General features: G+C 63.1%; 22 protein-coding genes. 11 read left to right on the forward strand and 11 right to left on the reverse strand.

Annotated elements, in window-relative coordinates; genetic code table 11:
• Position 1: 1 nt before the first annotated feature.
• Genes ABIE52_RS26250 through ABIE52_RS26260 form a run of 3 tightly spaced genes read right to left on the reverse strand, consistent with a single transcriptional unit; the run spans position 2 to position 1,120 of the window.
• Positions 2–310 carry an SHOCT domain-containing protein gene (locus ABIE52_RS26250; protein ID WP_007729626.1) on the reverse strand — a complete coding sequence of 103 codons (309 nt, stop codon included), beginning with the start codon at positions 308–310 and terminating at the stop codon, positions 2–4.
• Between the two features lies 1 nt (position 311).
• Positions 312–749 carry a DUF6325 family protein gene (locus ABIE52_RS26255; protein WP_007729624.1) on the reverse strand — a complete coding sequence of 146 codons (438 nt, stop codon included), beginning with the start codon at positions 747–749 and terminating at the stop codon, positions 312–314.
• The gene (locus ABIE52_RS26260; protein WP_007729621.1) at positions 746–1,120 is read right to left on the reverse strand and encodes a PLDc N-terminal domain-containing protein; all 375 of its coding nucleotides are present in this window, start codon (positions 1,118–1,120) and stop codon (positions 746–748) included. The genes ABIE52_RS26255 and ABIE52_RS26260 overlap by 4 nt, the downstream gene beginning before the upstream one ends.
• Positions 1,121–1,291: 171 nt before the next feature.
• Here ABIE52_RS26260 and ABIE52_RS26265 point away from each other — a divergent pair, with 171 nt between their 5' ends.
• Positions 1,292–2,827, forward strand: coding sequence for a helix-turn-helix transcriptional regulator (locus tag ABIE52_RS26265; RefSeq protein ID WP_007729618.1), 1,536 nt, complete (start codon positions 1,292–1,294; stop codon positions 2,825–2,827).
• On the opposite strand, the gene ABIE52_RS26270 is transcribed toward ABIE52_RS26265, so the two are convergent.
• Positions 2,762–3,349, reverse strand: coding sequence for a TetR/AcrR family transcriptional regulator (locus tag ABIE52_RS26270; RefSeq protein WP_030537226.1), 588 nt, complete (start codon positions 3,347–3,349; stop codon positions 2,762–2,764). The two genes, ABIE52_RS26265 and ABIE52_RS26270, sit on opposite strands and share 66 nt — an antisense overlap.
• A gap of 95 nt (positions 3,350–3,444) precedes the next feature.
• Here ABIE52_RS26270 and ABIE52_RS26275 point away from each other — a divergent pair, with 95 nt between their 5' ends.
• From ABIE52_RS26275 to ABIE52_RS26290, 4 genes are all read left to right on the forward strand, one after another.
• Positions 3,445–5,223 carry an ABC transporter ATP-binding protein gene (locus ABIE52_RS26275; protein WP_007729612.1) on the forward strand — a complete coding sequence of 593 codons (1,779 nt, stop codon included), beginning with the start codon at positions 3,445–3,447 and terminating at the stop codon, positions 5,221–5,223.
• A 75-nt stretch (positions 5,224–5,298) separates the two neighbouring features.
• On the forward strand, positions 5,299–6,510 hold the full coding sequence (locus ABIE52_RS26280; protein ID WP_192712188.1) for an acyl-CoA dehydrogenase family protein: 1,212 nt from the start codon (positions 5,299–5,301) through the stop codon (positions 6,508–6,510).
• Positions 6,507–7,532 carry a phosphotransferase family protein gene (locus ABIE52_RS26285; RefSeq protein ID WP_192712189.1) on the forward strand — a complete coding sequence of 342 codons (1,026 nt, stop codon included), beginning with the start codon at positions 6,507–6,509 and terminating at the stop codon, positions 7,530–7,532. The genes ABIE52_RS26280 and ABIE52_RS26285 overlap by 4 nt, the downstream gene beginning before the upstream one ends.
• Positions 7,529–8,266 carry an SDR family NAD(P)-dependent oxidoreductase gene (locus ABIE52_RS26290; protein WP_192712190.1) on the forward strand — a complete coding sequence of 246 codons (738 nt, stop codon included), beginning with the start codon at positions 7,529–7,531 and terminating at the stop codon, positions 8,264–8,266. Before ABIE52_RS26285 ends, ABIE52_RS26290 begins: the two co-directional genes overlap by 4 nt.
• A 4-nt stretch (positions 8,267–8,270) precedes the next feature.
• On the opposite strand, the gene ABIE52_RS26295 is transcribed toward ABIE52_RS26290, so the two are convergent.
• Positions 8,271–8,816, reverse strand: coding sequence for a hypothetical protein (locus ABIE52_RS26295; RefSeq protein ID WP_007729604.1), 546 nt, complete (start codon positions 8,814–8,816; stop codon positions 8,271–8,273).
• 144 nt (positions 8,817–8,960) lie between these two features.
• On the opposite strand from ABIE52_RS26295, the gene ABIE52_RS26300 reads away from it, so the two are divergent.
• Genes ABIE52_RS26300 through ABIE52_RS26315 form a run of 4 tightly spaced genes read left to right on the forward strand, consistent with a single transcriptional unit; the run spans position 8,961 to position 11,440 of the window.
• On the forward strand, positions 8,961–9,461 hold the full coding sequence (locus ABIE52_RS26300) for a methylated-DNA--[protein]-cysteine S-methyltransferase (RefSeq protein ID WP_003940613.1): 501 nt from the start codon (positions 8,961–8,963) through the stop codon (positions 9,459–9,461).
• Positions 9,448–10,002, forward strand: coding sequence for an RNA polymerase sigma factor (locus ABIE52_RS26305; RefSeq protein WP_228401353.1), 555 nt, complete (start codon positions 9,448–9,450; stop codon positions 10,000–10,002). Before ABIE52_RS26300 ends, ABIE52_RS26305 begins: the two co-directional genes overlap by 14 nt.
• Positions 9,999–10,598 carry a methylated-DNA--[protein]-cysteine S-methyltransferase gene (locus ABIE52_RS26310; RefSeq protein ID WP_007729599.1) on the forward strand — a complete coding sequence of 200 codons (600 nt, stop codon included), beginning with the start codon at positions 9,999–10,001 and terminating at the stop codon, positions 10,596–10,598. The genes ABIE52_RS26305 and ABIE52_RS26310 overlap by 4 nt, the downstream gene beginning before the upstream one ends.
• Positions 10,595–11,440 (forward strand): DNA-3-methyladenine glycosylase family protein, encoded by an 846-nt coding sequence (locus ABIE52_RS26315; RefSeq protein ID WP_192712191.1) that lies wholly within the window; start codon positions 10,595–10,597, stop codon positions 11,438–11,440. Before ABIE52_RS26310 ends, ABIE52_RS26315 begins: the two co-directional genes overlap by 4 nt.
• A 4-nt stretch (positions 11,441–11,444) precedes the next feature.
• On the opposite strand, the gene ABIE52_RS26320 is transcribed toward ABIE52_RS26315, so the two are convergent.
• The 5 genes from ABIE52_RS26320 to ABIE52_RS26340 form a co-directional block, all read right to left on the reverse strand.
• Positions 11,445–13,670 (reverse strand): MMPL family transporter, encoded by a 2,226-nt coding sequence (locus tag ABIE52_RS26320; RefSeq protein WP_192712192.1) that lies wholly within the window; start codon positions 13,668–13,670, stop codon positions 11,445–11,447.
• A 102-nt stretch (positions 13,671–13,772) separates the two neighbouring features.
• Positions 13,773–15,323, reverse strand: coding sequence for a bifunctional 3'-5' exonuclease/DNA polymerase (locus ABIE52_RS26325; RefSeq protein WP_047272080.1), 1,551 nt, complete (start codon positions 15,321–15,323; stop codon positions 13,773–13,775).
• 46 nt (positions 15,324–15,369) lie between these two features.
• Positions 15,370–16,233, reverse strand: coding sequence for a 5-oxoprolinase subunit C family protein (locus ABIE52_RS26330; RefSeq protein ID WP_064443690.1), 864 nt, complete (start codon positions 16,231–16,233; stop codon positions 15,370–15,372).
• Positions 16,230–16,862, reverse strand: coding sequence for a 5-oxoprolinase subunit B family protein (locus ABIE52_RS26335; protein WP_003940006.1), 633 nt, complete (start codon positions 16,860–16,862; stop codon positions 16,230–16,232). Before ABIE52_RS26335 ends, ABIE52_RS26330 begins: the two co-directional genes overlap by 4 nt.
• Positions 16,859–17,338, reverse strand: coding sequence for a MarR family winged helix-turn-helix transcriptional regulator (locus ABIE52_RS26340; protein WP_054188402.1), 480 nt, complete (start codon positions 17,336–17,338; stop codon positions 16,859–16,861). Before ABIE52_RS26340 ends, ABIE52_RS26335 begins: the two co-directional genes overlap by 4 nt.
• 74 nt (positions 17,339–17,412) lie before the next feature.
• Here ABIE52_RS26340 and ABIE52_RS26345 point away from each other — a divergent pair, with 74 nt between their 5' ends.
• Positions 17,413–18,246, forward strand: a complete 834-nt coding sequence (locus ABIE52_RS26345) for an alpha/beta fold hydrolase (RefSeq protein ID WP_058037625.1) — start codon at positions 17,413–17,415, stop codon at positions 18,244–18,246.
• Between the two features lie 4 nt (positions 18,247–18,250).
• Here the strand turns inward: ABIE52_RS26345 and ABIE52_RS26350 are convergent, their stop codons facing one another.
• Positions 18,251–18,694 carry a hypothetical protein gene (locus ABIE52_RS26350; RefSeq protein ID WP_064074241.1) on the reverse strand — a complete coding sequence of 148 codons (444 nt, stop codon included), beginning with the start codon at positions 18,692–18,694 and terminating at the stop codon, positions 18,251–18,253.
• 49 nt (positions 18,695–18,743) lie between these two features.
• Here ABIE52_RS26350 and ABIE52_RS26355 point away from each other — a divergent pair, with 49 nt between their 5' ends.
• Complete coding sequence (locus tag ABIE52_RS26355) at positions 18,744–19,022, forward strand: hypothetical protein (protein WP_192712193.1); 279 nt, start codon at positions 18,744–18,746, stop codon at positions 19,020–19,022.
• Positions 19,023–19,120: the final 98 nt, after the last annotated feature.

Consider the following 19,120-nt stretch of genomic DNA (forward strand, 5'->3'; position numbering starts at 1 on the left):
ATCAGCCCAGCAGTCGTGCTTTCGCGGCTTGGAACTCGGCGTCACTCAGCAGGCCTTGTGATTTGAGGTCGCCGAGTTTCTGCAACTCGGCGACGAGATCGACCGGGGCCGCGGGTGCGGGTGTGGGCATCGGGAGTGCGGCATGCTGCTGGGCGAATTCGTACTGCGCCTGCTCGTAGTCGGCCTGAGCTCTCCTTTGCCGGCGGGTGGCCATACCGTCGCTGACGGCGGTCGCGGTACCGGTGACGACCGCGGTTCGGGCGGCGAGGCCCAGCAGTCCGGGGCGGCCTCGTCTCGGGATGTACGGCATGTCAGACCTCCAATTTCGGGATGATCGTGTCCATGAGGGCATTGACGACGGGTGCGGGTATCCGCTCGTAACCCAGTAGCACCGCGCCTGACGCAGCGGTGCGGGCGGCGAGTTCGCGCTGATAGACCAGCTCGAGCGCGACCAGCAGCGCTGCAGCGCCGGTGGGAATGGCTGCCGCGAGTTCGGTGATGTCCTCATGCCCGAGCAGACCGGACGCGCCGAGCATCTCGACGTTGATCTCGAAGCCGTTCGGCAACTCCTCGACTTCGATGAGGGTGAGTTCATCGTCCTCGGACTTGGAGATGACGATCAGATCGAGCAGCCGCACCAGGCCGGTATCCGTAAGGTCGGTCAGTGCGGAGAGCGCGGCCGGGTCGAGGCTCTGCCCAGGCAGGCCGAGAAGGTAGAAGTCGACGGGGCCGAAACGCGCGGCACTCACGAGAGGACCTTCAGCTTGAGTGCGGCGAACTCGTCCTCGCTGATCGCTCCGGCTTCGAGCAGTGCTGCGGCTGCGGCGATCTCCTCGCTGGGGCTCTTCCCCGCGACCTCGCGGATATACGATTCGGCGGCCTTCTCGGCGTCGCGTGCGGCCTTGTTGCTGCGTTCCGTCATCCCTTCGCCGCGGGCGACGAGATAGACGAGGGCGGTCAGGATCGGTAGGAAGAGCAGGAAGAACACCCAAACGGCCTTCAACCAGCCGTTCAGCTTGTGGTCGCGGAACAGGTCGGCGATGATCGCGAACAGCGCGAAGAGATATCCGATGAAGACGGTCGCCCACAGCATCCAGCCGAGGCTTTCCCAGAAGCTCATGTGTCTTATCCGTTTCGTGTAAGGCCTGCGCACACGGTATTCCGCTGACTCACGCATTTCGGTTGATTCCGGCAATTCTCACCGGTATCGGCGGGCTTCGATCGCGGCCTAATCCGAAGCGGATGAGACCGGATTTCCACGGACATCGAACGTCTCGAGTATCTTCGACACATGATCGAAGCCGTGCGTGACGCACTCGCCTCTGGTGAGGCGGAGCAGGCTCGACGAGTCCTGCGGAAAAACTGGCTTCGTTTGATTCTCGAATCTCACACCAGGGAACTCGAGCAGCTCTGCCTTGCTCATCCCGATCCCCACGATCCGCACATCCTGCTGATACGAGCGTGCTGCCGCGATCTCAGCGGTGATCCGTACGGCGCTGAGTTTCTCCGCGGGCAGGGTCTGCGGGCGGCGTCCGACGATTTTGTCGTCTGCTTCACCGACCTGCTGCTCGCTCCGGACACCTCGACCAAGGCCGTGATCGCCGATCGCGCGCGTCACGCGCTCGCCCAGTGCGAGCCCGAGGACGATTACCCGTCCGCGCTTTTCCTCCTCGGATGGACCGAGGTCAGGCTTCGTCGTGACCTTCCTCGTGCCATCGCGCTACTTCGCTCCGCCGGCGACGAGGCGCAGTTGCAGTCGCGCACGGAGACATTGCGTCTTGCACAGTCCAACTTGGCCTTTGCGCTGACCCACGCGGGAGCATTCACGGAAGCCGAACAGATCCTCGACGGCCTTCCTGCGCGAGAGGTGGCGTCCGATTGGGAACGCTTCGAAGGTGGGCTCCCACAGTCGAATCGGGGGTGCATCGCTTACTGGCGTGGCGACTTCGAGGAGGCGATCGCTCAGTTCGATTCGATCATCGAGGAGGGCAGCCCCGGAACCAATTTCGAGGCGCTCGCCCGTCTGTACCTGGTGATGAGCCTGATCGCTCTGAACCGGGAAGACCGGTACCACAACGCCGCTCGTCTGCTGCGAGGCGTGAGCACTGCGGACAAGCACGGCATTCCTTGGGATACGCTGCGGCGCGTCACCACGGCCTGGCTCGCCCACGCTCAAGGACAGGACGAGCAAGCTCGCCGCATCGCAATGCCCACGCTGACCAGAACAGGTGCTGCGGTCGCTCACGCGCTTCTCGCGGAGCTCTACCGAGTCATGGGGGATCCGGAACCGTCGGCTCAAGCGCTTCGCTTGGCAACCTCGGCCGCGCTGCCGCGATATGCGCTGGTGAGCACCCTTGTCACGTCTGCCGCCCTGAGCTCCGTCGCCGGGCGTGGACCGCAGGCGCACGAGCAGTTGGATCGTGCGCTGGCGGAAGCAATCCCCGAGCGGATTCTCGCCCCATTTCTGAGCGGCGATCCGGTAATCGTCGATCTGTTGAACGCGCACGCAACACAGGGGTCGAGACACCAGGAGCTCCTGCGCACGATTCTGGAAAAACGGGGCCAGCTCTCTGCCAAACTCGCCGGAGTCCTGACGGAACGTGAGAAAGAGATCCTCACTTTTCTGCGAACTACGATGACTGCAGACGAGATCGCTGCGCACCTCGGCATCGCCTATCCCACTGTGAAGACTCACATTCGCTCGATCTACCGCAAACTAGGCGTGACCAAACGGCGTGCCGCTGTTCAAGCAGCCGACAACCTAGACCGCGGGATCGGGGGCGATTCCGCGGCGGAGGCTGCGAACCGTCAGATCCAAGGCTTGTAGGCGCGTCCCGGAACCGCGGTTCACGTAGTCCATCGACGTGTAGAGCAGTGACCACAGCAGGTTCTGCACCCAGTCCGAACCCATGTCGGGGTCGATGGAACCGTCGGAGTGTCCGCGCTCGATGGCATCGGTGACTGAGTCGTCGTTCGACGCGGACTCGGCAAACGAATCTTCTTGATACACACCGGGAGTGAAGAACAGGACCGTCAAGAGGTCGGCCAGTTCGAAGTATTCATGGCACAGGCGAACCAGTGCTTCGGCTCCGGTACCCTCGCCGAGTCGAGCTGCTGCTGCTGCCTCTCCGACGGCGCGGGTGGCCTCGGCCGCGACTGCGTCGACCAGGTCTGACCGTTCGGGAAAGTAGCGGTGCAAAGTGGTCCGGCCGACCTTTGCGGCCGAAGCGATCTCGCTGAGGGTCGCAGCAGGCTTGGATGCGAACACCGAAACGGCAGCATCGAGGATGGCCTTCCGTGTGCGCTCGCGGGTCGCGCTTTGTTCTGGTGCGCTGTGGATCGTTGTCACGAATCCGAAGCGTAGCCGTGTCCGGTTTCGGTATCCAGTGTTTCCGAATCGGAATTTCTCTTGCCCTTTATGGAACATTCGTGTTCCATAAATTCATGCTTGAATCCGACGCTTCTCAGCCCGCACCGAAATGGAGCAATCTCCGCGTCCTCTCGGAGTTCGCTCGACCGCATCTGCCGTCGCTCCTTCTCGGATTGGTACTGGCGCTGTGCGGCTCCGCGGCGACGCTGGCAACGCCCATGGTCACCAAGTGGGTTCTCGACACCCTCGATACCGGTGCGTCGCTGAAAGGACCTATCCTCACGCTCGTCGTCCTTCTGATCGTCGGTGCCGTGCTCGGTTGTGCTCAGTGGATCGTTCTCGGAACCGCCGCCGAGAAGGTTGTCTTCGACGCCAGGTCGTCGCTGGTGAAGCGATTCCTGGCGGCGACCGTACCTTCGCTGCAATCGCGATCCGTGGGTGAATTGGTCACCCGGGTCACGTCTGACACCTTGCTGCTGCGGGAGGCTGCGTCGTCGGCCGCGGTGAATATTCTGAACGCAGCCGCGTTGACCATCGGAACGATTGTTCTGATGGGCGTACTGGATCTGCCGTTGTTGGGCGTCACCATGGTGGCAATCGTGTTCGCCTCCATACTCTTTGCCGTTCTGATGCCTCGGATTTCCGCAGCCGAAGCGCGAACCCAGGAATCGCTCGGTCAGCTCGGCGGCGTACTCGAGGGTGGCTTGCGTGCGATCCGGACGGTCAAAGTTTCCCTCGCCGAGGATCGCGTCGGCGCTCTGGTGACGAACAATGCGTCCGATGCGAAAAAGCATGCGATCACGGCAGTTCGAGTGTCGGCAACCGCGTGGACTGTCGCGTGGACCGCCATTCAAGGATCGATCATTGCCATCCTCGGCTTTGGTGCCTGGCGAGTCGCCGACGGCGAAATGGCAGTCTCGACGCTAATCGCGTTTCTGCTCTACGCCTTCACCCTGATGGGGCCGGTGTCGGAGCTTGCGCAGAACGTGACCTCCGTTCAGTCGGGAATCGCGGCAGCTATCCGGATTCGCGAGATGCAGTCGTTGCCCACCGAGCAGTACGACGAGGTCGTGGACGTGGTCGCGAAAACCAACGCTGCCGCGCCGCTGATCGAGTTGCGCGACGTCACCGTGAGCTACCACGGATCGAACCAGCCGGCGTTGCGCGATGTCTCGCTGGTCATTCCGACGCGTGGGCACATGGCCATCGTCGGCCCGTCGGGTGCAGGAAAGACGACCTTGCTCTCGACCGTGCTGCGATTTGTCGAACCGCGATCGGGTGAGGTTCTCCTGCATGGAGTCGGTTACGACGCGCTCGATCACCGCGCTGTGCGCGAGAGTCTCGCATACGTGGAGCAGGAGACACCGGTGGTGCCCGGAACGATTCGGGAGAACGTCGTCTTCAGCCATCCCGATGCGACGGACGAAGAAGTCCAGGCCGTTCTGCGCTTGCTCCGGCTCGACGACGCGATCGAGGCCCTGCCCAACGGACTCGACACCGCTCTGACGGCCACTTCGCTGTCGGGCGGCCAACGTCAGCGGATCGCGATGGCGCGCGCAGTTCTGCGGCCGAGTGCTTTGCTTCTGCTCGACGAAGCCACTGCCCAGGTCGACACGCTCACCGAAGCCGCGATTGTCGACGCGATCAACGAACGTGCGCGCACCGGGGCCGTGGTGACTATCGCTCACCGGCTCTCGACGGTGCGTGACGCCGACTGGATCGTGGTCATGGAAGACGGTCGGATCCGCAACATCGGCAACCATGACGAGCTCATGGACAAGGACGATCTGTACCGCGACATGGTGGTTGCCGGCCGGCTCGATCAGGGCGAGGCAATGCTCGAGGATTGTTGACCCGACGCGTCGGCGTGTGCGAGAGTGCTGATACCGAGCGATCGCTCGGTCGGGATGTTCTTTCGGAGGTGGCTGGTGGCAATCGATCTGACGTACGCGCCCGAGGTGGTGGCGCTGATCGAGAAGACGCGCGACTTCACGCGCAACGTAGTGCTCCCCATCGAAGACGAACACGCCGGTGACATCGCTGTAGCGGGTGGCGATGCAATCCGCATCGAGATGCAGTCGGCAGCAAAAGAAGCCGGTGTCTTCGCCCCGCATGCGCCGATCGAGTACGGCGGACACGGACTCAACATGAGTGATCGCGCGCCGGTCTTCGAGGAAGCCGGCTACTCCCTCTTCGGGCCGACGGCGCTCAACATCGCGGCGCCGGACGAGGGCAACGTTCACATGCTGGCCCACGTGGCGAACGAAGCACAGAAGCAGCAGTTCCTCGCGCCGCTCGCAAGCGGGGACATGCGGTCGGCATTCGCCATGACCGAACCCGCGCCCGGAGCGGGATCCGATCCCTCGGCTTTGAACACCCGCGCCGAAAAAGTCCCCGGTGGCTGGAAGATCAACGGTAAGAAATGGTTCATCACCGGCGCCGCCGGCGCCGGGTTCTTCATCATCATGGCGCGCACGTCCGGCGAGCCCGGGCAGCGCGGCGGAGCGACCATGTTCTTGGCGCCGACGGACACTCCCGGCCTGGTAGTGGGTCGACACATCGACACCCTCGACAAGGCCATGATCGGTGGGCACTGCGAGGTCACGTTCGAGGATCTCTTCGTACCCGACGAGGCCGTTCTCGGTGAGGTCGATCAAGGTTTCGCCTACGCGCAGGTTCGCCTCGGTCCCGCCCGCATGACGCACGTGATGCGCTGGCTCGGTGCAGCGCGCCGCGGCCACGACGTCGCCGTGGCCAGAGTTGCCGAACGAGAAGGCTTCGGCTCGAAACTCGGTGATCTCGGAATGATCCAGAAGATGGTCGCCGACAACGAGATCGACATCGCAGCCAGCCGCGCACTCCTGGTGCAGGCCTGCTTCGAACTCGATCAGGGCGGGCACGCGAGCAACGCGACGTCCATCGCCAAGACCTACGCTGCCGAGGCGATCTTCCGGATCGTGGACCGCTCCATTCAGATGTGTGGCGGAATGGGCGTGTCCGGCGATCTGCCGCTGGCACGCTTGTCCCGCGAAGTGCGTCCCTTCCGCGTCTACGACGGCCCGTCCGAGGTTCATCGCTGGGCAATTGCGAAACGTGTTGTCGGAGCTGCGAAGCGCGCTGCTCGGGAGGAGTCGAAGTGACGGACTTTCCAGGACTCGATCTCGCGGCGCTCCACAAGTATCTGCAAGCCGCTGGCGTCGAGGTGAGCGGTGAGTTGCGAGCCGAACTGATTTCAGGCGGCAAATCCAATCTCACCTACGGTATCTTCGACGACAACTCGAAGTGGATTCTCCGTCGTCCACCCACGGCCGGCCTCACGCCGTCGGCGCACGATGTTGCGCGCGAGTTCCGAATCACCTCGGCGTTGCAGAACACCGCCGTGCCGGTCGCGCCGACCCTCGTGCTGTGCGAGGACGCCTCGGTGATGGGTGCGTCGTTCACGGTGGTCGAGTTCGTCACCGGTCAAGTGATCCGGACCAAAACCGAGTTGGAAGCTGTTCCGGCAGCGCAGGTCACGCAGTGCACCGACGAGTTGGTGCGTGTTCTCGCTGCACTGCACGACGTCGACTACACCGCAGTGGGTCTCGGCGAACTCGGCAGACCAGACGGTTACGTAGCCCGCCAGGTGAAGTTGTGGGCCGGTCAATGGTCACGCGTCAAGACCGAGGACTCGGCCGACGTGGACAGGTTGGCGTCGAGCCTCGCGGAATTGATTCCGGCGGAATCAGCCTCGTCGATCGTGCACGGCGACTACCGGATCGACAACACGATTCTCGCGGCGAACGACGTCACCAAGGTTGCCGCAGTGGTGGACTGGGAACTGTCGACGCTGGGAGATCCGCTGGCGGACATCGCGATGATGTGCGTCTATCGGCATCCCGCGCTGGATCTGGTTCTGGGTGAGCCTGCTGCGTGGACGAGCCCGTCGCTACCGTCCGTTGTCGATCTGGCGCAACGGTATTCGTCCGTTTCGGGTCGTGAACTGGCGCATTGGAACTTCTACATGGCGCTCGGGTTCTTCAAACTCGCCGTCGTGGCGCAGGGCATCGATCACCGATTCCGAGCAGGAGCCACCGTCGGCGGGGGATTCGACAAGGCTGGATCTTCTGTGCCGGAACTGATCTCGGCCGGACTCAACGCACTGCAAGGGAAATTCGAATGACTCGATCAGCACTGGTCACCGGCGCCTCCAAGGGAATCGGGCTCGGCATCGCAACACGCTTGGCTTCGCAAGGGTACGGGCTGACCATCACGGCGCGTGATACCGAGCGGCTCGCCGTTGTCGCCGAAGAACTTACCCGCGCCGGATCGCCGGACGTCGTCGTCTCGGCCGGCGACATGGCGGACGAGAACTTCGCCGCAGCACTCGTCGCCACACACAGTGAGCGATTCGGCTCCATGAGGGCTCTCGTCCTCAACGCCGGAGTGGGAACCAGTGGGCGAGTGGCGGATTACCCGATGCGACGTTTCGACAAGACCGTTGCCGTCAATCTCCGGACACCGTTCGCGCTATTGCAAGCGTCGCTGCCGCTCCTGCGTACAGCGGCGGACGCGGACCTCGCCGGCGGAGCAAAGGTGATCGCTCTCGCCTCGATGGCCGGTGTGTATGCCGAGAGCGGCCTGGCCGTCTACGGAGCCACCAAAGCTGCGCTGATTTCGATGGTCGAGGCACTCAACGCCGAGGAATCCGGAAACGGCGTCAGTGCGACGGCCATCGCTCCCGGTTACGTCGACACCGACATGTCGGCATGGACACACGATCGGATCACACCGGACACCATGATCAAGGTCGACGACATCGTGGAGTTGGTGGACGGTCTGCTCAAGCTCTCGTCTCGAGCGGTCGTTCCGAAGGTCGTCATGGCGCGGGCCGGGACCAACGGCTACTCCGCCTGAAATTTCAATCCAGCTTGGCTTCGCCCCGCTTGCGAAAGAAGTGAAAGCCAGGCACCCCGACGATCGCCTGCCGCAGGTCCTTGACCACTCCGAGGAGTTCGTGGATCTCGGGCGAGACGGAGTCCAAGGTTCCGAGGATGGGCAACACCGCGGCCACCCGGTCGGTGAGCTCCGGTAGTTGGTCGATCAGCTTGATCGCGGCGCTGACCTCTGCCTCGGAAAGGTCGTCGGCGAACCTGGCGGCCAGCGGCGCGAGCTGTAGGGCGATGGGCTCGTAGATCTCGAGGAGTTGTCCCGCGATGTCCGACGTCTGCTCGACGGCCTCGACCAGTGTCTCAGCGCGAACGGTCACGGCGGCAGCTCCGATGACGACGCGGTCGGCGTTGTCGGCGATCTGGTTGATGCGCGCCACCAACCTCTCGACCGAGAAGAGGAGCGCCTCGAGTCGAGTGGGCAGGGTGACCGCAAAAGCGACCGTGGACAGGGACCAGTGCACCACGTCGCCGACGGAGCGGACGACGGTGGAGCTGCCGGGCAAAACTAGAGCCATCCCTCGATACTGCCTGATGTGACGTCAAAGTACAGGTAAATCTCACATTCACGAGGCCCGCGGCGTCTTCGAGGTGTCGGTGCCGGCGCGGACAATCAATTCACCCGCTGCCTGCCGCACCGCGCAACCTGGAAGGATCGAGACATGACGGCTATCCGTACGCACACTGTGATCGACTCGCCGATCGGAGCGTTGACGCTGGTAGCAGCAGGTGACGACCTCTGCGGTCTGTACATGGCGGAGCATCGCCACAAGCCGGACGAGTCCACGTTCGGTGATCGTTCCTCGGCGGTCTTCGGTGAAGTCGAATCGCAGCTCACCGAGTACTTCGAGGGTGATCGCACGGAGTTCTCCGTGCCGCTGGCGCCCGTGGGTACCGAGTTCCAGAAGCGGGTGTGGGACACCTTGCGAACGATCCCGTACGGCGAAACCTGGACCTACATGGAGCTCGCGCAAACTTTGGGTAACCCGCTTGCGATCCGTGCTGCCGCCGCGGCAAACGGCAAGAATCCGATCAGCATCATCGTTCCCTGTCATCGCGTGGTCGGTAGCGACGGAAGTCTGACCGGTTTCGCCGGCGGCCTCGAACGTAAGCGGTTCCTGCTCGACCGCGAGCACGGCGGCGAATCGGATGTCCTCTTCTGATGCGCTCGGCTCACAATTCGGTGATCGGGAACGTCTACCGGTCGTGACACTCAAACCGTTCGAAGACGTCGTGACCGAATACGGTGCAGTGGTCCTCCGTGTCTGCCGCGCGGTGGTCGGGCCCGTCGACGCCGAGGACGCGTGGTCCGAGACGTTCATCGCGGCGATGCGGGCATACCCGGATCTGAACCCGGACGCGAACATCGAAGCCTGGCTGGTCACCATCGCGCACCGCAAGGCGATCGACATCACCCGAGTGCGTGCCCGCGTGGCCGTGCCGACAGACGACGTTCCGGAGTTGCCGACGCGAATCGGCGTGCCGGGCACGTGGGATCACGAACTCTGGGACGCACTCGAACAACTACCACTCAAACAACGTGCGGCGGTCGCCTATCACTTTCTGTGTGGGCTGCCGTACGCAGAGATCGCGGACATCCTCGGCAACACGCCGGCAGCCGCCAGACGCGCGGGTGCGGACGGTATCGCCACCCTACGAAGAACCTACTTGTCCGCTACCGCTGCGGAAGGGAGTCACTCATGAGTAACGATGTGTTCGAGGCACTTCCAGCCGTTGACGCCGACGCCATGATCCGCCTACGGGCGCGCCTGGCTGCGCAGGCGTCCGAAGCCGAATTGATCGACGTGGCATATCGAACCGTCGATTCGCCGGTCGGAAAGCTGCTGCTGGCGGCAACTGATGTCGGCCTGGTGCGGGTTGCCTTTGCCGTCGAAGGGCACGACCTCGTTCTGGAACGATTGGCGGACACCGTCAGCCCTCGTGTGCTTCATTACCCGCGCAGGCTGGACACTGTCGCTCGCGAGTTGGACGAGTACTTTGCCGGTGCGCGTCGAGAATTCGATCTGCGCTTGGATTTCCAACTCGCGAAAGGGTTTCGACGCGAAGTGTTGCGTCATCTTCCCGAGATCGAATACGGCCACACTGCAAGCTATTCGGTGGTCGCGGCAGCGTCGGGAAGCCCACGTGCGGTGCGTGCCGTAGGGACCGCATGTGCAAAGAACCCGCTGCCGTTGGTGGTCCCGTGTCACCGGGTGGTGCGCAGCGACGGCAGCCTCGGGCAGTACGCGGGTGGCCCCGAACTGAAAGCGATTCTGCTGGATCTGGAAGCCGGCCGGTGAGCGCAGTGACGCTGCGCTTTCAGGCGCCCTATGCAGTCGAACCGCTCACCGGTGCCCTGCGGGCTCACTGCGTCGCAGGCCTCGAGCGTCACGACGACGGTGTTCACACCAGAGTCGTACCGTTGCCTTCCGGACCCGTTGTCGTGTCGGTGTCGTGGACCGACGACGGTGTCGTCGTGGATTCCGATGTGCCGGTAACGGATTCCGCAGTGCTGGAGGTGATCGTGCGCCGTTGGCTCGACCTCGACGCCGATCACACTGCTGTCGAAGCGGCGTTCGGTAGTGATGAGTTGTTGGCCCCACTTGTTGCCGCCCGTCCAGGATTGCGTGTGCTCGGTTCGGTGGACGGGTTCGAGACCGCAGTGCTCACTGTTCTGGGACAACAGGTTTCGCTCGGCGCGGCGAGGACGTTCGGTGGTCGTTTTGTCAGCGCATTCGGGGTACCGGTGCAAGGGGATTTTCTTGCCTTCCCTGATCCGGACGTGGTTGCAGCGCAATCAACCGAGGGCATACAGAAAGCCGTCGGATTGACCACAGCGCGCGCAAGAACAGTGCACACGCTGGCAACTGCGGCAGCGAACGGCCTCGACCTCTCCTGGAATGCGGATCCTGTCCAATTTCGGCGAGAGCTGTTGGCGCTAAAGGGGATCGGACCGTGGACCGCTGACTATCTCACCGTCCGGATTCTCGGTGATCGCGACGCATTCGTGCCCGATGATCTGGTGTTGAAACGTGCGCTGGGGGTCTCGACGGCCAAAGAAGCCGCAGCGTTGTCCGAGCGCTGGCGACCCTGGCGAGCCTACGCGCTCTTTCATCTGTGGACCAAGGAAGCGTTTCTGTAGTCGGTCAGTCTTTCGCGCGCGCCAGTTCGGACGGCCACCAAATACGTTTCCCGATGTCGTGAGAGAGTGCCGGCACCAGGACGCTGCGCACGATGATCGTATCGAGCAGCACGCCGAAGGCCACGGCAAATCCGATCTCGGCGAGGAAGACCAGTGGCAGGATGCCCAGTACGGCAAATGTTGCGGCCAAGACGATTCCGGCTGACGTGATCACACCGCCCGTCACCGCAAGACCGCGCAGTACACCTGCGCGGGTGCCGAATTCTCCGGTCTCCTCCCGGACTCTGGTCATCAGGAAGATGTTGTAGTCGATACCCAGCGCGACGAGGAAGACGAAGGCGAACAGCGGGAACGATTGATCCGCCCCGGCGAACCCGAATACGTGTGTGAAGAAGAATCCGCTCACACCGAGGGTCGCCGCGAATGAAAGCACCACGGTGACAATGAGAATCACCGGGATCAGCAGAGCACGGAGCAAAGCGGCCAGAACCAGGAAGATCACCACCAGCACGATCGGGATGATCAGGTTTCTGTCGCGGACCGAGGCCGCCTGGACATCAAGGGTGGTGGCCGTGCTGCCGCCGACGAGCGCGTCGGCGCCGGGCACGTCGTGGACGGCAGTCCGCAGTCGCTTGACAGTTTCGAGTGCCTCCGGCGAATCGTAGGAGTCGGCGAGGGTTGCATTGATCATGGTTCGGCCGTCGATCGGTGCAACGGTGAAAGCCGCAGGGGCGCAACCCGCAGCGGCGGCTTGTGCGACGGCAGCGGGGTTGGTCTTGATCAAATCGCTGACCTTCGCGACGTCCACCTGGGTGCAGACGGCTCCGGGATCCTGCGAGATACCTTCGACGCCGCTGGCTGCTTTGATGACGGCGTCGGCCTGGTCGGCGTTTGCGGTGATCACGGCCGGTGCGCCGGCTCCGGGATCGAACTTCGAGTCGTAGAGTTCTTGTCCGACAACGGCGTCGGGACGATTGGTGAAGCTTTCGGTGGATGTCAGGCCATCGGTTTTGAGACTGCCGATCCCGGCCGCGAACAGGATGATCAACAACACTGTGGCGCCGATCCACAGTGGGCGGTCCTTGCTACCGACGGCCTCGGCGATCTTGCCCCACATCCCGTGCGTCGTAAGGTCTGCGGCGTGATCGACCTTGGGCTTGCGCGGCCAGAAGACCCACCGTCCGGTGGCGGCCAGAGCGACCGGCATGAACGTCATCATCACCAGATAGGTGCAGGCGATCCCGATGGCGGCGACGGGTCCGAGGCTCTTGTTGGAGTTGAGTTGAGAGAACGTCAGGCAAAGCAGACCGAGAATCACGGTGACAGCCGAAGCGGTGATGGCCGGCGCAGACTCGCGCCAGGCCTTGATCATCGCGTCGAAGCGGTTGGGATACGTGTGCAATTCTTCGCGATAGCGAGAGATCAAGAGTAGGGCGTAGTCGGTACCGGCACCGATCACCAACACGAAAAGGATGCCTTGAGACTGTCCGGTCAGAGTGAGTAATTCGGCTTTCGCGAGAAAATAGATCACCATCGACGACAAACCGATGGCGAGGAGCGCGGAGAACAGCGGGAAGAACCACAACACCGGCGATCGGTACACGACAAGCAGGATGAGGATCACGACCAGGAGTGCCGCGCCAAGGAGCGCTCCGTCCAGACCGGCAAAGGCGTCGATGAACGCAACGAGTAGCCCACCTGGCCCGGCTGGGAGTACCTCGACATCACCAGCTGCTTGTTTTGCTGCGTCGATGACGTTCTGCTCGGTGGTCGCCAGGACATCGCCTGCCACGGATGTGTCTCCGTCCTTGGCGACGAGTGGCACGAAGATCGACGCAGTTGTGCCGTCGGCGGAGTACTGAGTGGGCTGCATACCGTCGGCGTCTACCCCGGAGATGCCGGCAATGGCGCCGTAGGCCGAGTTGATTGCAGATTTGTCCGCCTCGGTGAGGGCCGAATCTCTATGGAACAGAACAAATCCAGGGATCGTCTCGACTGCGAGGAAGTTCGCGGATTGGTTGCTGACGATTGTCGATTCGGCGGAACTCGGGAGGTACGAGGCGTTGTCGTTCTTTTGAACCTCGGCGAGTTTGCCCTGGAAAGAACCGCCGAATCCGCCTGCGACGAAGGCGAAGATCGCAAGGGCGATCACGGTGAAGATCGGCACGCGAAGGCGCTTCACGGCTCCGCTGTCGTTCCGTTCTGCGTCAGTTGTGTCCAGCTTGGTCATGGTTCTCCTCGAACGCAGTCGACCAGCACCAACAAAGCAACGTTTTCCAGTAGAACACGCAATACGGGCGCGGTGGAACCACTTGGCGTGGAATTGACGACGCTACGAAGTGCCTTTGCCGTATGTCTCGCGGGCTGCGACGTCCATGGGAAAACGGACGACTGTGTCGCCGAACAACAATCGAGTTGCCGAAGCAGCTGCGGCCAGCACGTGCGCGGTACCGGTTTCGGGGTTGCGGGTATGCACGACTACCTCGTCGTGCTGGAAGAAGACCAACTCGCCGTCCGGATCTTCGGCGAGGCGGCGCCTGAGGTCGGCCAGGAGGCACAGCGCCCACTCGGACGCAGTCGCCTGCACGACGAAGTTGCGCGTGAAACGACCGCGGGCGTGAGCGTCGCCGTGGGAGTAGAAGTCGGGAGACGGTGGGGGACAGGCCCGGCCGAGCAGTGACTTCACCACCTCGCCGCGCTCACCTGCCTTGGCAGCTTGCTCGACGTACTCGACGGCGACCGGGAATCGCTTCCGCAACAAGATGAGCAGTGCTTTGGCTTCACCCGCCGTCGCCCCGTACAGGACTCCGAGGATTGCGACCTTGGCTTTTGCGCGATCCCCGCCGAAGGCTTCTGCACCGACAAGTGCGTACAGATCGTCGTCGCCGGCGGCAGCCATCATGCGGCGGTCGCCGGACATGGCGGCCAGAATTCGGGGTTCGAGCTGACCGGCGTCGGCGACGACGAACACGTGGCCCGGATCTGCGACGACGCTCGAGCGCATGGTCTTAGGAATCTGGAGGGCCCCGCCGCCCCGGCTCGCCCACCTGCCGGACACGACACCACCGGGAACGTAGATCGGGCGGAATCGATCGCCCCGCACCCAACTGTCCATCCACTGCCAACCGTTGGTGCTGTACAGCTTGGCGAGTTCGCGGTGACGTAGGAGCAGCGGCACAGCCGGATGATCGATTTCCTGCAGAAACCACTTGCGCGTCGACGGTAGTTCGATGCCCTGACGTCCGAACGCCTCGGTGATCTCCACCGAAGACGAAGGATTGACGGTGCGCCCGAAGACCTCGCTGATCTGGGCGGCAAGTTCCTGCATGCGTGCGGGGAGGTCGTATCCCGTCGGCCGCGGCCCCAGCCGTTCTTCGAGGAGTTCGCGATGCTTCTGCGTCGAGAACGGAAGGCCCGTGTGCGTCATCTCGGCGGCGCTGAGAGCGCCGGCCGATTCTGCTGCGATCAACAAGTCCAGTCGAGCGTCCGCGCCGATGGTTGCGCGCTGCTCGGCGAATTCGGTGACGACGGCGAGGGGATCGAGAACGGGTGCAGTGTCGAAGAGTCCGAGTCGATCGTCGTCGAACTCGTCGGCGGGCGGTGACGGTTTGCCGGCGCGCATTCCGAGTATCGCGCGGGTCAGGGAGATGTCGTGGCACCGTTGAACCCGTACGCCTGCCCGCAGTAGAGGTGGGTACACGGTCGCCGTACTCGGCCACACCCACCGCGGGTGCTCGGCTTCCTCGATGGTGCGTACCGCTGCGATCAGGTCGGGGTATTCGACGGGATCGGCGAGCGGCGTTCCAGCGGGATCGGTCCGTAGGACAGTTGCCGTCACAGCTCCCGTGGACGTCGTACTACCGGGGACCAGGACAACTCGCACGACATCAGTGTGACGGCTGGGTCCGACACGCCATCGCTCGGCGTGCTCAGGCCCTGACGAACCGGATGTGTTGACCCGGGCGGGCTTGGCCGAGTCGGTCGATATCTGCGTCCGCGACCACTCCCACCACCGGATAGCCGCCGGTGATGGGGTGATCGGCGAGGAACACGACAGGTTGGCCGCTGGGTGGGACCTGGATCGATCCGAGTGCCACGCCTTCGGTGGGCAGTTCGGTGTCGTCTGTTCTTCGAAGTAGTTCGTCGGCGCCGACGCGATCGACGCGTGCGCCGATTCGGTCCGAGTCGGTCGAGATCGCCCATCGGCCATGGAGGAGTGTTACGGGGTTGGTGAATCGATCTGCGCGAGGACCGAACACCACTCGAATGGCGAGAGTCTCGTTTGCCATCGGCGGCACCGGTGCGAGGTCGACGGCTGAGAACGTGGTCGGCGATGGCCCGATCGGTAGAAAAACACCAGGCTCGAGAGGCGCCGGACCGATCCCGGACATCGTGTCGGTGCTGCGCGATCCCAGGATCTCGGGAACCACAATGCCGCCTCGGACGGTCAGATACGTCCGCAGTCCACTCGGTGCGTAGTCCAGGCGGACGGTCTGACCAGCCCGCAGATCGATCACGCTCGAATGCCCGACCGGAATGCCGTCGCGGTAGGCCTGTGCCGGCGCACCGGTGAACGCGATCGTTGTCGGTTGCTGCGCCCGAAGACTCAGCCCACCCAGGAGGACCTCGACACCGGCTGCGCCCTCGTTGTTGCCGACGAGCCGATTGCCAAGCCTGAGAGATCGCCTGTCTGCCGCACCGGAAACCCCGACACCCGAGCGAAGATGACCTATCCGTCCGAGGTCCTGGATCAGGCTCAGCGGCCCGGTGTCGAGTATCTCCAGACCGTTCATCGTTGTTCCTCGTTCACGAAGCGCACGCGTCTGCCGGGCTGAACGGTGGCCGGTGGTGTGGCGTTCAGATCCCACATCACGGCATCGGTGCTCCCGATGATCTGCCAGCCACCCGGTGATGCACGCGGGTAGACCGCGCTGTATCCAGCGGCCAGGGCGACGGAACCGGCAGGCACAGCGGTTCGTGATTGCGTTCGACGCGGAACGTCGAGCCGAGTGTCGCCTGAAGTCAGGTAGGCGAAGCCGGGTGCGAATCCGATGAAGGCGCAACGCCACATTGCCCCGGTGTGGGCCGCAACCACCTCGGATCGGCTCATACCAAGTGACTGTGCGACGTCGTCGAGGTCGGGCCCGTCGTACCTGACGGCGATGGTGAGTGCATCCGTCTCGAAATGCTCGTCTGTGGTCGCGGCAGAATCGGTCTGCTCGAGATCGTTCAAGCGCTTCCGGACGTACGTGAGATCTGCCGCCGGGGTGCACGTGACCAGGACCGTGCGAGCTGCGGGGAGGAAGTCTTCGACCCCGACCGGGGTGTTACGCGTCAGTGCTTCGGTGAACGCTAGAACGCCAGCTTCGGAATCGAAGTCCACGAGCAATGCGCGTTCTCCCGCGGGAAGTATGCGAGTCACCGGGAGGGCTCCCTATCGACTCGAGTCCGCTCCACGTCCGCTCGCATCGCGGCGATGAAACTCGCGATGGTGGCTCGCTCTGTGGCGGTAAAATTGCCGAGGGTGCTCACCGCCCGTGAAATGAGTGGGCCGAAGTAACTCTCGCCCAGAGTGACCGCCGATGGTGTGACCTGCAAGAGCACCCGCCTGCGGTCTGCTGAGTCTCGCTCCCGAGCTACGTGGCCCGCTTTGACCATCCGGTCGACGAGCGCGGTCACCGACGCCGAGTTGATACCCAGCTGTGCGCCGAGCCAGCCTGGTGTCGCCGGTGCGTCCGAGCGCTCGGCATCGAGAAGGCAGATCAACGCGCGCACGTCGGTGGAGTGCATTTTGTACTTGTTCGCAAAGCCGGAAACCGCCACGTTCAAGTCGACGGTAAGTGCGCGAAGCGAGTGGACGATCGCCATCGCTTCGTCTTCTGCATCGCCGACGCTCAAGGATGCCTCCAGCCCTGGTGTGTTGTCTCTTGATTGTCTACTATCTCGATAATCGAGAGAAATGGGGGTGGGGGATGGACTTCAATCGCGCATACGACGCTGTACTGACCAAATGGCCGCAGAAACCGCTGGGTGTGGATCTCGCGGGGCGGTTCGGTAACACGCATGTGAACGTCTGTGGGCATGCAGACTCGCGGCCGTTGATCCTTCTGTCCGGGGGAGGTGCCACTTCGACGGTGTGGTTCGACAATGTTGGGGCGCTGTCGAAATCCCGGCGTGTCTTTGCTGTCGACACCATGGGCGATGCCGGGCGGAGCGTTCCGAATGGTGATCCGATGAAGTCCGTCGACGATCTGATCGAGTGGATGGACTCGATAGTCGATTGCACCGGGGCCGGCACCGTTGATGTGATCGGACATTCCTATGGCGCAATGATTGCGTTGGCCTTTGCGCTGCATCGACCGAATCGTGTCGGGAAACTTGTTCTGCTCGATCCTAATTCGAGTTTCTCCGGCATGAAGGCGGGCTACCTTCTGCGTGCGCTTCCGCTGTTGCTCTCCCCGTCGCGAGCGCGCCGACGGCGACTGTTGGATTGGGAGACAGGTGAGTTGAGTATCGACTCCGACTGGCTGTCTCTTGTGGAAGTGGGCACTTCGGATCTACCGCGACCCGATCTCGTAGTGCCTCGACGTCCTTCGAAGGAGGCCTTGAGCGCACTGGATGTCGAGTTGCTGGTGGTCCTCGCACAAGACGGACGGGTGCATGATGCGGAAACCGTGTCGAAGTCAGTGCGGGAGAGGGTTCCCGCAGCGCGTGTCGAGGTGCTGAAAGCTTCTTCGCATCACAGCATTCCGATGGTTCCCGCCGATGAAATCAACCGGGTGCTCGTCGACTTCTTGGAGGGCTAGCGGATCAGGGTGCGACGACGCACCCCGGACCGATCGGTGTCGCCGGATTGACATCGACCGTTGTGACCGGCCCGCCCGCGGACGTCTGGTAGGCCATCAGAGAGTGTTCGCCCGGTGCAGTCGGAGTCCACAGCGTGACGGCGTGGCCGAGTACGACCGGCAAGGTGAAGTAGGGATTGACGGTGTCCCAGATCAGTTCCTGCGGGAACATGGTCGACGCCCGGTTCATGTCGACAATCGAGACGTTCGGCTCGTTCAACGCTGCTGTCCTGGCAACCACCAGATACGTGCAGCCCGCTCCGTACGGCGTCGTCGGTCCGCTGCTGAGACCCGGAAGGATCGTGACGTCGACTACGTCCGCGGAAGCTGACGTCGCGGAACAGATGGCTGCGCCCGCGCAGAGGGCGGCGGCGATCACGGAAGTGCGAGCGATACGTGAAAGTGTCATACCAGCAGGTCGGTTTTATCTGGGTGGGTGATACAGACAGACTGACCGGATGCGCGCACTTCACGTTCTGCTGGCCGGCTTCGGCTTCCTGCTGGGGTTCCTGATTATTGTTGTCTCCGGCCTGATCGAGTGGGCGTCCTTCGCCTCCCGAACCGATTTCGCCTTCGTCGGTGACTCCGCCGTGTCGGTTGGTGTTTCCAACGAGGCGATCTACACCGCCGTCGCTGCTCCACTGGTGGGTGCACTGTTGGGCTGGGTGTCAGCTGTCATCGCGACGAGGTTCGGGTGGAGCCTCACTCATGGGGGTGCCACGCCGGCAAGCGAGTGACCAGGCAGCGGACCCGCTTGCTGGTCCGTGGGTTATGAGGAAAGGCCCCGACCTCCATCGAGGTCAGGGCCTTCCTTTGCGCCGCGCTACTTCTGTGT

It is taken from the genome of Rhodococcus sp. OAS809, from assembly GCF_040546695.1.
GTDB lineage: Bacteria > Actinomycetota > Actinomycetes > Mycobacteriales > Mycobacteriaceae > Rhodococcus_F > Rhodococcus_F qingshengii.